Below are 16727 nucleotides of genomic sequence, written 5' to 3' on the forward strand. Positions count from 1 at the left end.
AGCCAAATAGTTTTTGCCCGTTGGATCGCCACTGCGTCCTTTAAAATTGCGATTGGTTGCATAAACCCCCGTTTCTTCTTTTGCCAAAACCCCAAGTCCAGAATTGATACAAGCCCCACAACCTGACTTGAGAATTTGCGCTCCTGCTTGTTCAAAAATCTCAAGATAGCCTAATGCTTCAGCTTGTTCTCGAATCTCTACGGAAGCAGGTACAATAAACAAGTTAACTCCGTCTGCTAGTTGGCGACCCTTTAAAACTTCCGCAGCCTGAGCCAGATCGTAGAGTTTTCCTCCCGTGCAAGAGCCAATAAAAGCTTTGGTAATGAGAATGTCTTCTAACTGACTAACAGGTACTACCCGATCCGGTTTCGGGGGGCGGGCGACTTGCGGTTCTAGATGACTGAGGTCAAATTGATACAGTCTTTCATATTCAGCATCAGGATCGGCAATAATTTCTTCAAATTCTTGTGAAGTTCGGCTTCTCACATAATTTCGGGTCGTGTCATCAGGAACAATCAATCCACATATTGCACCGCATTCAACAGCCATATTGGCTAGAGTTAACCGTTCATCAAAGGGTAGTTGTGCAAGAATCGGTCCTCTAAACTCCATTACCTTACTAGTAGCTCCAGCGCAACCGATTTGCCCCAGAATAAACAGGATAATATCTTTGGCGCTGATTTGGTGAGGTAGGGTTCCAGACAACTCGAACACTAGGGTTTGGGGAACACGAATCCACATATCCCCCATAGCATAAATGTTCGCCATATCTGTTGTGCCTACGCCCGTGGAAAAGGCTCCCAATGCTCCATAAGTGCAGGTATGAGAATCTGTACCGGCAATTACCATTCCCGGTCGAACAAATCCTTTTTCTGGTAGTAAAACGTGGCAGATACCTGCTGCTTCACCTGGCGAAATTATATCAAATAAGTGGCATCCTTGGTCTTTGGCAAACTGAACCATCTGTTCGTACATGAGATGGGCTTTTTTGTCAGGACGGATGTCATTGACTTGAATAAAGTGATCTGCTACCAAAACCACCCGTTGAGAATCCCACAATTTTGCTCCTTCTCCATAGTGTTTGTAAAATGTCTTGGCTACAGAGGAAGCCACTGCATCATGGGATAAGGCTAAATCGACAGAGGCAAAAACTACTTCTCCTGGTTGGACGTAGGGATTACCGGAAGCTTTAGCCAATAGTTTTTCAACTAAAGTCATGGGTCGAGTAGGAGTCAGGCTCGGAGGAATCGTCATTTTCCCCTGACGACGCATCTGATTAAAAGACATCAGTCCCCCTGCGGCTGCGATCGCATCCACTACTGGATTCTCCTGTTTTTCCCCTAGAATTTCTAGGGACAGTCCAATATTAATGCTATTGCGATAAAAAATTTCGGCGAACGATCGCGCTCGAACCTTCTCAATTCCAGCAGCTTTGAGGGCAATGGGGGCAATTTCTCGACTAGAACCACACCCGAAATTTTCCCCGGCTTCAATGATATTATATTTTAGGAGTTCCCCGACTCCAATAAGATGTTCTAAAGCATACTGTTTTAAATAATCGGGATCGTCTGTCGTTCCTCGATTGGCGGGAATAATATCATCAGTATTGATATCATCTCCTAAGTATAAAACCTTATTTACAGGACTCATGAAGGACTCCTAATTCAGAATGTGTACGGTGGAAAGCTCTTCCAGCAAAAGCTCAACTAGGATTTCCGTGTTGACAAAAATTTCTTCCCCTTGAGGAGATAGATCGGCTGTCCGATATCCTTTGGCTAAAATTCGGTCTTGCGCTGCAATAATCCGTTGAGCTGCTCGCGTTTCCCCCCATTGCTGAAGCATTAAAATACAGGCTCCTAGGGTTCCAAGAGGATTAGCAATGCCCTTACCTGCAATGTCAGGGGCTGTACCGTGAATTGCTTCGTACAACCCAAATCCATCAGCGTTCAGACTAGCCGATCCTAATAAGCCAATGGAGCCAACCAAGGCACCTCCAATATCGCTCAGAATATCACCAAACATATTGCCTGCCAAAATCACATCAAATCTCTGGGGATTCAGAACCATTTGCATGGCTAAGTTGTCCACCAGCATTGACTCGACAATAACGCCTGGAAACTGTGTAGCTTCTTCTTGCACCAGGCGAGTCCAGGGTAAGTGGGGTAAGGCGTTTTCTTTGTGGGCTACGGTGAGTAATCCTCGTCGCTGTTGGGCTTGCTGTAAAGCTTTGCGAGCAATTCGCCGAATTTCTTCATCGTAATAGCGCATAGTATGGTAGCCATAAGCTCCCCGCTCGTCTGAAGCTCGTCCAGCTAGACCAAAATAAATCCCACTCACTAGTTCTCGAACGATCAGCATATCGAGTCCTTGAACTTTCTCTGGTCGGAGACTAGATTTATGCAACAGACTGTTAACGATCCGAATTGGACGAAGATTGCAAAAAAAATCGAAATGCTTTCGCAGTTCTAGCAGTCCCCCTTGGCTTATCGCACCAAATACAATCCCATCAGCTCCTTCACAAAGTTGGGCGGTGGCTTGAGGGAAGCCACTCCCAAATTGTTCTAAGGCGGCAGATCCGAGCCAACCATAGTCTAAGAGCAAGGTAAATCCTTCCAGTTGAGCAACACGTTGCAGAATTTTTAAGGAAGCTTCTACAACTTCTGGTCCAATTCCTTCCCCTGGAATGGCGACAATCCGATAACACGGTTTGTTTAAAGACCCCATTGTTCTATCACTATACGCTTTATACAGCTGGGCTGTACCTAATCGACGAACTGCCGATTTATTTTTGCGTTCGCGAAGCGCAAGCCGTACCCGGCTTATCGCGATCGCCTTCAGCTTAACAAAATATTACACAACTCATCAATTTGTTGACTTTGTGCTGCAATAAGTTGGTGGGCTAAGGCTTGTAGCTGACGAATGTTTTCCAACTTGACATTATCTACGAGTTCCAACTCGCCTGTGAGGAATGTTTGAAACCGATAATAAGAACCTTTGAGGTCTTTTTGACTTGCCTCAAACCAACGTTCTAATTCTCCGGCTACCACTTCACTACCACCATCAAACACAATATTTAAAAGCGGTTGTCCCCATTGCAACAGCCCCCAATTTTTGACTTCGTCATAGGTATAGACACTCGTCAGGGAACCCGTTCCCAAGGAAACTACCAACAGATCGTCCGTCTCCACTGGTTTTGTGTCTTGTCTGCTCATTTTCGCTTCCATAATTGCTAAATTTGTGGGATTATTAGCAATTAATCCACCATCCACTAAAGTATAGAACCCGCTAGGATTCTGGGAACTGGCAACGCGATAGGGAGGAAAATAAGTTGGAATCGCACTTGTTGCCATGGCTGCATCTGTAAGAGTAAAGCCGACACATAACTTGCGAAACCTTTTCGATTCTGTCTGTTGTTTTTCAATTTTGTTTGTAAATAATATGGGAATTCGCTGCTCGATATCGTAGCTAGTTACGAACACTTCTTTGAGATTCCCCTCTAGAGGTGCATCTCCAAAATATTCCCGGAAAATTTCCTCTCTGCTATCCGCCGCATATTTTGGCTGGATAAATACATCTTCTATCGGTCCGAGTATTTTTTCCCATAATGGCTCGTAAAACATGGACGGTCCATACTCAACAAAGAATTTTACCAGATCCTCTGCAGTATATTGAGCGACTGGCGTGCTATCGGATGGCTCTAAATTTAATCGGGGTTTAGTCAGTCCGAGTGCGAGAACTCCTCCGGTGGAAGTGCCTGCAATTAAATCAAACAAACTAAATATCTGCTTTTGCGTCCGCTTTTCAATTTCTGCTAGTATCAGTGCTGGGATAATACTCCGAATACCACCTCCATCGATAGCTAGTATTTTATATTTGCCCTTGGCTGTTGGATTCATAGCTTCTTGCGATTGCTCCTGAGTGAATATTTGCGATCGCTCCTGCTGTGGGATATTGTCTGGGACTTCGCTTTGACTTGTTTGGTCTATTTCGATTTCCCTTGCTTGTGGCTGGGGGGGAGATGTTTGGTTGCGAGCAGATTTTTTCCTTGTCTCTTTTCTTGCTTTTGGTTGACCCTCATCCCTAGCTACCGGTAGGACTAAAACCGTTGTCTCTTGAGTCGGGGAATCTTCCTCCCGTACCCCAGTTTCTGTTAAAGGAGGGTTTTCCTCTACACCAGTTGCTGTCTCATTTTGTGTTTCGTCCTCATGGGATGATTGTGCGGTCGGCTCTTGGCTTGACGCTTCGCCAAAAGTCGGCAGTTCTGCTAAATCCCACGTGGGATTGCCACGCAACTTGCCATCATGGGCATTTGCCGTTTGGTCTCGGACAGTTGTTCCTTCTCCTTCGTTTAATCTCCAGTAAGCGACTAATCCTTCTTCATTTCCAACTAAAGGCTCATACCGTTGCCTTTGGATTTCCGCCGGCGAACAAGCGTAATTCCAGACACTTATGTTAGCTATTTGACCTGTAAAATATATGTTGTTGTGTAAAGTCGCGCCCAAAGTTACAGAACTCGTCGCTTTGTTTAATGAGGCACCTCTCAACGAGCCTGTATACTCATGCTCATCAAGATATATGGTGAGTTGACCTTGATGAAAGACAATTGCAAAGAAGTGCCATTGTCCGATCGTTAGTTCTCCATTGCCAAAGGTTTTGAGAACGTTGTCGAGCTTCTCATCAATGTATACATCGAGATTTCCTGACTCACTGATGCCGAACTCAAAATTATCACTGTACCTATCTGAAGATCGGGCAAAAAAAACATTGCGCGTCCCATAGGTACTGGCTTTGCTTGTAAGCTGATGCGGATTCACCCATCCTGAAATTGTAAAGGCAGAACTCCCCTCAGCAAAAATACCACCAATATCATTTTTGCCAAAATCTACGTAATCATCTTGACCATCAAATGTCAGAACCGATTGGGTATATACCTTGTTTGTCACAACATTTTCATCTCCCAATAATACTAGAACTTACGTACTGGTAGAAATCTGACGAAAGTAAGTTAAAACTTGTTTACCATAACTCAAATAAATTTGAGCCTAAACTTCCCAATAAGCTTGTCAGCATCAAGGTATCAAGTTTATCAAGAAAATGCAATAGCAGATAAGATAAGATAACTAAATATCTTACGTCTAATAGAATTAGCATTGGAACTCTAAAATTTTACTGTAAATAATAATACAGTTGTACGCGATAAATTACTGATAAAAATCATTAAAAATACTTAACTCTAAACGTGAGTTCGACAGACCTCACACTCACTCCCTCCCTCTCCTTGTTTTAAAAGAGGGCAACATCTATAGCGGTTTTGAAGTGAGGTCTGTTTTGACTTCGTTGAACTCAGGTTAACTCTAAAGTTTTCAGTCTACCGATCCGAGCGGGCAGAAGCAGCAGAAACTGAGCTTGAACTTATCTTTCCGCAAATTATAGTGTCTTTTTTTACATAAAAGCGAAGAAATAATGCTTCTTGCACGTAGTTACGTATTTAACATTTCTATTTCCGAGTGCAAGACGTGGGATAGGTTCGCGGACAGTTAAGATAGTTAGGACAGTTAGGACAGTTAAGATAATTAAGTGAATAATTAAAACATTTAAGTAACTAGGTGGAAATAAACCAAACTATATTACAAAATGTATAGCATTTCTTAGTCTACAGAGGTACAAATTTATCTGCGTCCATCTGCGTTCATTGGCGGTTAATTCAATATTCTGTACCTCACGAATGTGAGAATTGCTACAATACAGTAAATTGAGGCTTTGCGGCTTTAAGCTCCCTGTTTAGCAGCGCAGCGTGCTAAAGACATAACAGCAGGATGTCCCGTAGCCGTAAGTGAAAAACCCAGAAGAATAAGCAATAAACAATCTCACAATTAATAATTGCTTATTGCTAGGGGAAGGCACTTGTGAAATTGATAATTTATATTTGCAATAGCTGAGCAAGAATCGCAGTTTGTTGAAAATATAGTGCTAAATTTTTAGCCATTTTAACACCTTCGGGTCTTTATTATAGCGGTAGGTAGAGCCATCTTTGGTAGTAATAGACTTATCTTGGCTAGCTTTGCTTCTAACAGTACTAAGTGAATAGTCTGTTAATGCCTGCATTTCTTTATGAGACAGTCCTTCTATTGTACCTGTTACTACCCCTATTTCTGGTTGAGTTTGGAATTCATTATTGGAAAAATCATCTATTTTAATTCGAGCATTGTTGGGGGGATTAGTGACAATTTCTTTTGCTTTTTGCAACCGATAATCCTGCACGGTCAAAAGTTGCCAACCAGAATCAGGTGAAAGTTCCAAAACCCATTGATGATAATTAAACAAACTTTCTCGATGTCCAACACTGATAAAAGTTGTTTGAGTTGCTTGTAACTGTTGATATAAATTCCCTTCATTGTTCAAATCCAAAGCACTCGTTGCTTCATCTAATATAGTGAAGCTAGGACGGGTAACTAATAGTCGTGCGAAAGCAAGGCGCTGTTGTTCTCCTAACGATAATATATTCTCCCAAGGAACTTCTGTATCAAAGCCATCGACTCGATTGAGTAAGTTTTGCAGGTTAACCTGTTGCAAAACTGCTTTGAGTTCTGCCTCAGTCATTTGACGATTCGTATTAGGATAGAGTAACTGTTCGCGTAAAGTTCCCAAAATTATGTAAGGACGTTGGGGCAAAAATAAGACTTCTTCTAGAGGAGGTCGCACCAGACGACCAGTACCCGCATTCCACAAACCAGCGATCGCTCTCAATAGAGAACTTTTACCTCGACCACTAGCCCCAACAATCAATAAACCTTCTCCTTTTTGAACAGTCACTGATAAATCTTCGACGATCGTCTGTTTATAATCAGGCGTTTGTAAGGTGACATCCTCAAAAGCGAGACGATTTTCTTCTATTGATTTAATGGTACTTACATTTTCGGGTTGTTTGGTCACTGCTTCTAACGCATCTGAAAACTCAGCTAAACGCTCAGTGTAACTAGAAAATTGTCCGGAAGTCCCAAATTCACTTATTAATTCTCCTACAGCAGTAGCAAACAGAAAGCTAGCGAAAGCAGCTTGTTCCACTTGTCCGTAATCAATTTCACCTCTCATATACAAAGGTCCGAGTACTAAAAATGGAAATATTTGGATAACAGATCGGTACCCGCTATTAAAAATTTCCTGACCTCTTTCCCAATTAATCTTGCGTTCAGTATTTTTTAGGAGATGAATAAATCGGCGCTGAATTATATTTGACTCTTGTTTTTCTCCCTGGAAAAAAGCTATCGATTCAGCATGATTTCGAACATGAGTTAGGCAATAATTGTAGTCAGCTTGAGATTTGAGTTCCTCTTGATTAATCTTATTTAATTCTTGAGTCAAATAAATAGCAATCAAATTTCCTATGATTGTATAAAAAAGTAGAGGAATTGCGATTTGTTTAGAAATTGACCAAACAATTATTAAAAAACTTATCATTTCCAACACTTTTTCTAGAAAAGTAGCTGAAAAACTAAGAGCATTACTAGTAACGGGTTCAATTTCTTGAGAAAGACGTTGATCTGGATTATCGATATTGGATTTAAAGTTGATTGTATAGTAAGCACGATTACTCAAATATTTATTGACAATTTGATTATTTAACCATTGATACCAATCAAGAGCTATTTTTTTTCTGACATCTTTAGAAAATCCTGTTAAGAGGGTTACTAAGACAAGTATGAAAACATAAACCAATAATGTATTAATGAACTTAGGATAATCTTTTTCTTGGACGATGACATCGATCAAACGGCGATAGACAAAACTATTAACAACAGTTGCACTTACAAGCCCGATTATTAATAATATCAAAAGAATGAGCGTTCCCCATGCACGAATCACGTCTGAGAATGCTCTTTCACCTGGCTTTTTTGGATACCAGTAAGGTCCAGCGATCGCTCTTACATCCTCCCAAAATTGAGTAAAAGCTGAAGCAGTATTTGTTAAGGGTCGATCTCGAATAACTTGGGTTGCCATATTTTAGACAGATAAAGGTTTTAGCGTGTCCGATACATAAAGTACTCGGCATCCAGCTTATCGCTTTGCTGGAAAATGATTAAAGTCGAGTTTAACACCTAACAAGATTCTTTCACAGCAGCACAAGGAAGAACAACACTACTGTTTTTCTTAAGATACAACAAATGCGTTTCGTTGGAAGTTCGCGAAGACATTTATGCTGCTTTGCTGAGGGAATTCGGGAACCTCACGCTTAAAGGTGTGGGATTGAATAATGTTGCAGAGCGTTTATTTTTCTCCATAAATAAATTCAAAGAGAACTCCTGTAGGCGCGTTTCCCATGCTCTGGGGAAGTTCGGAGGGGTTTAAACCGTGTTACTTGTATTTTTTATTTCCTAATTTTCCTTACCTTTTTTCACTTTTTCTTGACTTTTTTTACTCTTTATCGTAAAATTTGTAAATTTCGTTGCCAAAAATCTCTGTCCATTCTTTTTTTCCTTTGGCTGGAACTTTCTCTGCTTATACCTTCTGGCTCTCCCTTCTTTGTGTTACAAAATATGTGACTAATGCGTAGAGTATTGCACCTAGTTATGGAATTGACTTTCAAAATCCTAAGTGTTAAATATAAAATTTACTACTAAGCTCTTGGAATCACATGGAATTTTTGATATCCTGTATCAGAGTGTTCAAAAATAGTATTAACTTCGGCTAGCTAGTTAGCGATCTTATGACCGCTTTCTCGACCACACAATCTTAATAACAGACAAGTTGCTGATATTATTTGGTTTAAGCCTAGACTAGATAAGTAAAGTTGCCCTTTGTTACAACGCTATTAATTTGCAGAATCTTGTAGATAGTCATCAACAGTATTCAGGAGGAAAAAACAGATTGAACAGGAAAAGCAGAAGGCAGTGCCAATGAAAAAAATTCACCACCTCAAGGATGTCTGTGAGTTTGTCCTTTAAAATGCAAAAGCAGTATACAAAGTAGATTAACTTTGATTAGCTGTGCTTTACTGCCGTTTTTGCTCATTTAACGGATTAAGTTAGTGGAACCTATGGATAAATCAAAAGATTTAGTTGCCATCATCGGCATGGCCTGCCGATTTCCAGGTGCAAAAGACTATCACCAGTTTTGGGACAATCTTGAGAAAGGAATAAATAACATAACGGAGATTCCCTCAAATCGATGGAATCTTGAAAACTTTTATTCTGCAAATCCTGAAGAAAGCAATAAAAGTATAAGTAAATGGGGTGGGTTTATTGAAGGTGCAGACAAATTTGACCCCATGTTTTTTTGCATTTCACGCCGAGAAGCTATGCTGTTAGACCCTCAACAAAGGCTAATGCTCGAGATGGCTTGGTCATGCTTAGAAGATGGCGGATATTCGCCTGCACAACTGTCAGGAACTCACGTAGGTGTTTTTGTTGGAGTTTGTAATTTCGATTATAAAGAATTACTGGAAAAGCAACAAAATAATATTGAGGGACATCTTTCAACAGGCACTTATACTACTATAATTCCGAATCGGATCTCCTATTTTTTTAATTTTCATGGACCTAGTGTAGCTGTAGACACTGCTTGTTCAAGCTCACTTGTGGCAATTCATCAGGCAATCAATGCTCTCAAGGAAAATGAATGCGAGATGGTCTTAGTGGGTGGCGTCAACGTGTTGTGTACCCCTACGTATTACATCTCCTTCAGCAAGTTGGGTATGTTATCACCACAAGGACAGTGCAAAACCTTTGATGCTAAAGCGGATGGTTATGTACGAGGTGAAGGGGCAGGGGTAATCTTATTAAAACCTCTCAAAAATGCAATTAAGGATAAAGATTATATTTATGGCGTGATTAGAGGAAGTGCCGTTAATCACGGTGGTACAGCCCGGACTTTAACTTCTCCTAATGCCTATGCTCAATCACAAGTTATTCGCTCTGCATATACGAAAGCAAATATTTCACCTAATACAGTTTCTTACATTGAAGCTCATGGCACAGGTACGCCATTAGGCGATCCGATTGAAATTAATGGGCTAAAACGGGCGTTTACACAACTCTATCAACAGTATGGGATGGATGCAGCTCGGGAACCTCATTGCGGATTAGGTTCAGTTAAAACAAATATTGGGCATTTGGAATCAGCGGCAGGAATCGCTGGGATAATAAAAGTGTTATTGGCAATGAAGCACAAAAAATTGCCGAAAATCACTAATTATCAGCAACTGAACCCTCGAATTAAATTAGAGGGTAGTCCATTCTACATAGTAGAACAAACAAAAGATTGGCAGCAGTTAAAGACAAAGGAAGAAGATATCATTCCAAGGCGAGCTGGCGTAAGTTCCTTTGGTTTCGGTGGCGTTAATGCCCATGTCATTCTAGAAGAAGCGCCAACGCCAGAATATAGGTCGGCGGGGGTTGAGGGTCCCGTTCAGCTATTGACACTCTCAGCAAAAAGTGAGGCAGAACTTAAGGATCTGGTACATAGTTATGAAGTGTTCCTAACATCGGATTGTGTGGCATCGATTACAGATGTTTGTTTCACTGCAAACAAGGGGCGATCGCATTTCGATTGCCGTCTTGCGGTTGTCGCAGAATCCACTACACAGTTGCGCGACCAATTGAGTGCTTTTGCTACCGCTAAGGAGACCTTCAAACTGGTGACCGGACAGTTATCTAGCACGCAACCACCGAAAATAGCATTTTTGTTCACTGGTCAGGGCTCGCAGTATATCGGTATGGGGCGCTCTCTTTATGAAACGCAGCCTACCTTCCGCGCTACTATCAATCGCTGCGACGAAATTTTGCGTACCTATCTGGATGTGCCTTTGCTGAAAGTTCTATATCCAGAACCAGGAGAAACCTCACCCATAAATGAAACAGCTTACACCCAGCCGGTTTTATTTACCCTCGAGTACGCCTTGGCAGAGTTATGGCAGTCCTGGGGTATTAAACCGGCAGCGGTTATGGGTCACAGTGTTGGGGAATATGTAGCTGCAACTGTAGCAGGGGTCTTCAGTCTAGAAGATGGTCTTATGCTGATTGCCGCACGGGGACGACTGATGCAGGCTTTACCCCAAAATGGAGAAATGGTCGCCTTGTTAGCCTCAAAGCGTCAAGTAGAAGCAGTGATTCAACCCTATTTACATAGCGTGTCTATCGCCGCCCTCAACGGTTCTGAAAGTGTGGTCATATCTGGAAAACGGGAGACAGTCCGTTTAGTGGTGGCAACGCTAGAAGCCATGGGAATCAAAGCGACACCTTTGCAGGTTTCCCATGCCTTCCATTCTCCCTTAATGGAGCCAATGCTGTCGGAGTTTGCAAGGATGGTGAGTAAGGTTATCTACTCCCCACCAAAAATTGACCTAATTGCTAATGTCACTGGGGAACTCGCAAAAGCAGAAGTGGCTACGGGTGAATATTGGTGTCAGCACGTTTGTCAGCCAGTGCAGTTTGCTGCGGGTATTCTGGCGCTGTATCGTGCAGGTTATGAAGTTTTTGTGGAATGTGGACCAAAGCCAACCTTGTTGGGAATGGGGCGTAAGTGCTTGCCAGAAGGAGTAGGACGATGGCTGCCTTCTTTGTCTTTGGGGCAGGAAGATTGGCAGCAAATGCTCCAAAGCTTAGCTCAGCTTTACGTGGAAGGAGCGCAGATAGATTGGTCTGGTTTTTACCGAGACAATGAGCGGCTAAAGGTAGCATTGCCAACATACCCGTTTCAGGGGCAGCGGTACTGGATTGAAACAACCCACAAACCCTCAATCCAAAATCGCGCAACTAAGATCCAAAATCCTCCTCATCCCCTACTCGGTCATCGGTTATGCTCTGCCCATAAAGATATTTTGTTTGAATCCTACCTCAATTCTAATGCGCCTGCCTTTTTAAAGCACCATTGCGTCTACCAGAAAACCATTTTGCCAGTGGCAGCTTATTTAGAAATGGCAGTTACTGCTGGGACAACTGCGTTTAAGTCCGACAATTTGGTTATAGAAGACGTCGTCATATCTCAGGCACTAACTTTGTCTGAAGAAAAAGTCCAAACTGTGCAGTTGATTCTTACCCACGAGTCGGTATCTGCATTCCAAATTTACAGCTTGGTTGGTGATTCTGAATCAGACGAAGAGTCTTGGAAACTGCATATTGGCGGAAAATTTGTCCTGAAAGAACAAAAGCTAAAACTAGAAAGAGTCAACCTATCTCAATTAAGGGAGCGATGTAACCAGGAGCTATCTGTAGCAGCTTACTACCAACAGTGTCAAAAGCGGGGCATTGATTATGGTACAAGCTTCCAAGCTATTGAACGGCTCTTTTGGCAAGAAGGAGAAACTTTAGGTCGAATTCGGATACCTGAAGCATTAGTTTCAGAGGCTTTGGACTATCAACTGCATCCAGTGCTGCTAGATGCTTGCTTTCAAGTTAGCATGGCAGCTTTCCCCGCTTCGGTAAAATCGCAAACTTATCTGCCATTCGCTTTAGAACGTTTAGAAGTTTACAGACGTCTGGAGTTGAGCATGTGGAGCCATGCTCAAATGCGCCCAGTTAAAGATTTAGATCCAGAAACCTTAACAACTGATTTAAGTCTGTTTGATGAAAACGGAACCATTGTACTTCGAGTAGATGGCCTATCCTTCAAACGAACCAGTCCCAAGGAACTGCTAGAAACTTCTGATAAATCTTGGCAGGACTGGCTTTATGAGGTAGAGTGGCGACCTCAAGCACGTTTTGGGCGTCATGAGCCACAGGACTATTTACTGACTCCTTTTGAAATAAGCGATCGCCTCACGCCCAAAGTAGCTGAATTAATTCCACAACCGGAATTATTAACTCAACTTGAATCCTTGAGCGTAGCTTATATTTTGTATGCTTTCAACCGAATAGGGTGGAAGTTCCAACACAAAGCAATCTTGAGTACTTCATTCATAGCAAAGCAGTTAGGAGTAGTCAGCCAACACCAGCAATTGCTAAGCCGCCTGTTAGAGATACTAGTTGAAGTTGGGGTGCTGCGGCAAGTTGGTGAAGAGTGGGAAGTTGCTGTAGTCCCTGAAATTCAAGACCCACAGAAGCAATGGAGTATGCTGTTAGAGCGATACCCAACAGCCATTGCCGAGCTAACCCTGCTAGGGCGTTGTGGAGCAAGACTGGCAGAAGTACTGCAAGGAAGTTGTGACCCGCTACAGTTGTTATTCCCAGCAGGCGATGCTACAACAGCAGCAAGTTTATATCAAAATTCCCCAGCGTTTGCACCAATGAACGTATTGGTGCAAAAAGCCATTTCCGTCTTGCTAGAGCGTTTGCCCGCACAACGTGGAGTGCGAATTCTCGAAATTGGAGCAGGTACTGGGGGGACAACCTCTTACATTCTGCCGCACCTAAGTGCCCATCAAACAAAATATGTATATACTGACATCGGAACTTTGTTCGCAACTCAGGCACGGGAGAAATTTCGGGACTACCCCTTCGTGGAGTATCGGGTTTTAGACATCGAAAAACCACCAGAAACTCAGGGATTCGATTTACATCAGTACGATTTAATTCTGGCTGCAAATGTGCTGCATGCTACCAGTGATTTGCGTCAGACTCTACAGCACGTACAGCAGTTATTGACTCCTGGAGGGATGCTAGTGCTATTGGAGGGAACAGCTCGTCGGTGCTGGATAGACTTAATCTTTGGATTGCTAGAAGGGTGGTGGAAATTTAGCGATCGCGATCTACGTCCCGACTACCCACTGCTTAAAGCTGACCAGTGGCGCAAATTGTTGCAGGAAAATGGGTTTAAACAGCTTACGACCATTGGCTCCGATCTCGCTCATTTATTGCCACAGTCAGTAATTGTAGCCTCTGCAGCAGATACCAATATCAAGCTAGAACTACCAACATTTAAATCAAGCGGTTGGCTAATTTTGGCAGATCGTGGCGGTATTGGTCAGAATTTGGCGCTACGACTACAGTCTAAAGGAGAGGTTTGTACCTTAGTCTTCCCAGGACAAGAGTATAAAAAGTTATTGGAAGGATTCAGGATAGACCCAAACAACCCAGCCGACTTTGAGCGGTTGCTGGCGGCAATGGGAACAGAAACGCCTCTGCGTGGAGTAGTACATCTGTGGAGCTTAGATGCGGTAGAGCATCTTTTAACAGGAGCCAATTTAGAGATGGCTTCAAAGCAAGGATGTGGCAGCACTTTGCACTTAGTCCAAGCTTTGGTCAAAGCAGGATTTTCCACACCCCCTTCCCTCTGGTTAGTGACCCAAGGTGCAGTGCTAGCAACAGATCGAAATCCCAATGTTTTGGGAGTGGCGCAATCTTCTTTGTGGGGAATGGGCAAAGTTATTGCTTTGGAACACCCAGAACTAAACTGCATCCGGGTGGATTTAGATCCCAAAGAAGTCGGGAGTCAGGTACAAAACCTATTTGAAGAAATCTGGTCAGAGGGTTCAGAAGACCAAGTAGCTTTCCGTGACGGTATACGTCACGTAGCGAGGCTGATACGTAGTTGCCCGATCCCAACTGCTCCACGAGTTGAAGATCGGCTCGCTCTGCCTGCCAACCAACCGTTTCAACTCAGTCTATCAAATCGGGGAAATCTAGAGAATTTAGAACTACAGCCAACTAAGCGCCGTCAACCTAGTGCTGGCGAGATAGAGATTCGAGCGATCGCTACGGGGTTGAATTTTAGAGACATTCTCAATGCATTGGACTTGTACCCAGGCGATCCTGGTTCTCTAGGGCTTGAGTGTGCAGGCGAGGTGGTAGCCATTGGAGAAGGAGTAGAAGGCTTTGAGATTGGAGATGCAGTCTTAGCTATAACTCCTGGCAGTTTTAAACAGTACGTAACGGTCGATGCTGCTTTAGTGGCAATTAAGCCAGAAGCTCTTAGCTTTGAGGAGGCAGCTACAATCCCAGTTACTTTCTTAACAGCCCATTATACGCTACACCACCTTGCCAAAATATCTCCAGGAGATCGGGTGTTGATCCATGCAGCCACTGGAGGGGTAGGTCAAGCCGCAGTTCAACTAGCCCAGCAGGCTGGGGCTGAGGTGTTTGGCACAGCAAGTCCTGGCAAATGGGAATTTCTTAAGTCTCAGGGAGTAAAACACGTTATGAACTCCCGCACTCTGGATTTTGCTGATGAAGTCATGGCAATCACCAAGAGTCAGGGGGTAGATATTGTACTTAATTGTTTGACTGGAGAATTTATTCCTAAGAGTCTATCAGTTGTTAGCGTTCGAGGTCGCTTTTTAGAAATTGGCAAGAGGGATGTTTGGGAGTTTAATCAAGTCGCTGAGGTCAGGTCTGATGTCTCCTACTTTCTTGTCGATCTCATACAGGTATGTCAACAGCAACCTGCTTTAATTCAATTCATGCTGCGTCAACTGATGCAACAATTCCGAGAAGGTCAGCTTAAACCAATACCACAAATGGTGTTCCCTATTCAAGACGCGGTCAGCGCCTTCCGCTACTTACAGCAAGCCAAACACATTGGCAAAATCGTGGTATCTCAGCAGTCAAATGTGGTAAAATCCACGACCTTTCATGAAACATCTCTACCGCAACAGCAACTCACTTTTCGTGAAGATAATACTTATTTAATTACCGGCGGTTTGGGTGGTCTGGGTTTACTCGTGGCTCGCTGGATGGTAGAAAAGGGAGCGCGACATCTAGTGCTGGCAGGGCGCAGTGGTGCTAACGATTTGGTCAGGAGTCAGTTAAAAGAGTTAGAGCAAGCAGGTGCTGAGGTAGTTGTAGCCCAAGCAGATGTTTCTGATGAAAAGCAAGTTGCTCGATTGCTAGCAGAAATTGAGCTTTCCAAAAGACCGTTGCGGGGGATTGTTCACGCTGTGGGTGTTTTGGATGACGGGATTCTTTTGCAGCAGAACTGGGAGCGCTTTGAACGAGTCATGGCTCCTAAGATACAAGGAGCATGGAATTTACACACTTTGACTCACAACCAGCCCTTAGACTTCTTTGTGCTGTTCTCTTCTGTTGCTTCTCTACTGGGCAATCCCGGTCAAGCCAACCATGCAGCAGCTAATGCTGTTCTGGATGCTTTGGCTTATTATCGTCGGGCAATGGGACTACCAGGATTGAGCATCAACTGGGGACCTTGGGCAACAATAGGAGCCGCCGCACAACGCCAGGTTGGCGAGCAACTTGAGGTGAAGGGCATGGGAACCATAGCCCCGCAGCAGGGATTAGATGTGCTGGAGCAGTTGTTCTCACAGCCATTTGTCCAGGTAGGGGTGGTACCCATTGACTGGTCGCAGTTTACGAAGCGATTACCAATTTCGCCTTTCTTTTATGACTTCACAGAAATATCCGAGCACTTAGCAGTTCCCCTTGCTGAGTTTCGCCAACAATTAGAGGCAGCGATCGCTCCTCAGCGCCGCGAGCTTTTGGTTGCCCATGTTCGCTCGCAAGTGGCCAAGGTTCTGGGTATAAATCCATCTCATATAAACCTACAGCAAGGGTTTTTTTCTCTAGGAATGGATTCTCTAACGTCTGTAGAATTGAGAAATTGTCTGCAAATCAGTTTGAAGAGCAGCTTGCCCCCAACCTTAACTTTTGACTACCCTACTGTCGAGGCACTGGTCAATTATCTAACCCAGGAAGTTCTTTCCGTGCAGTTTTCTCAGGAATCTACTGTAAGATTACAAGAAGCGGATGAAAAATCAGCGCTGTCAACTAGCTTGGAAGAACTATCCTCCGACGAAATTGCCGAACTGTTAGCTCAAGAACTAGGAGCTATGTAATTGCCGT

Annotated in this window: 5 protein-coding genes; 1 reads left to right on the top strand and 4 read right to left on the bottom strand. The window is 43.3% G+C overall.

Annotated features, from left to right (window positions below; genetic code table 11):
• The 4 genes from ACKTT2_RS16915 to ACKTT2_RS16930 all read right to left on the bottom strand — a co-directional run.
• The coding region (locus ACKTT2_RS16915; RefSeq protein WP_407888930.1) for an aconitase/3-isopropylmalate dehydratase large subunit family protein at positions 1-1650 on the bottom strand (1650 nt) is incomplete at its 3' end.
• A gap of 9 nt (positions 1651-1659) precedes the next feature.
• Positions 1660-2724 (bottom strand): isocitrate/isopropylmalate dehydrogenase family protein, encoded by a 1065-nt coding sequence (locus ACKTT2_RS16920; RefSeq protein WP_407888932.1) that lies wholly within the window; start codon positions 2722-2724, stop codon positions 1660-1662.
• A 110-nt stretch (positions 2725-2834) separates the two neighbouring features.
• Positions 2835-4943 carry a patatin-like phospholipase family protein gene (locus ACKTT2_RS16925; protein ID WP_407888934.1) on the bottom strand — a complete coding sequence of 703 codons (2109 nt, stop codon included), beginning with the start codon at positions 4941-4943 and terminating at the stop codon, positions 2835-2837.
• Between the two features lie 1027 nt (positions 4944-5970).
• Positions 5971-7998, bottom strand: coding sequence for an ABC transporter ATP-binding protein/permease (locus ACKTT2_RS16930; RefSeq protein WP_407888936.1), 2028 nt, complete (start codon positions 7996-7998; stop codon positions 5971-5973).
• A gap of 1036 nt (positions 7999-9034) precedes the next feature.
• Between ACKTT2_RS16930 and ACKTT2_RS16935 the strand changes: the two genes are divergently transcribed.
• Positions 9035-16720: an SDR family NAD(P)-dependent oxidoreductase gene (locus tag ACKTT2_RS16935; protein ID WP_407888938.1), complete on the top strand. Its 7686-nt coding sequence runs from the start codon at positions 9035-9037 to the stop codon at positions 16718-16720.
• Positions 16721-16727 lie beyond the last annotated feature (7 nt).

This window comes from Scytonema hankhaensis NUACC26 (genome assembly GCF_045865695.1).
In the GTDB taxonomy this organism is placed as follows: Bacteria; Cyanobacteriota; Cyanobacteriia; order Cyanobacteriales; family Nostocaceae; genus Scytonema.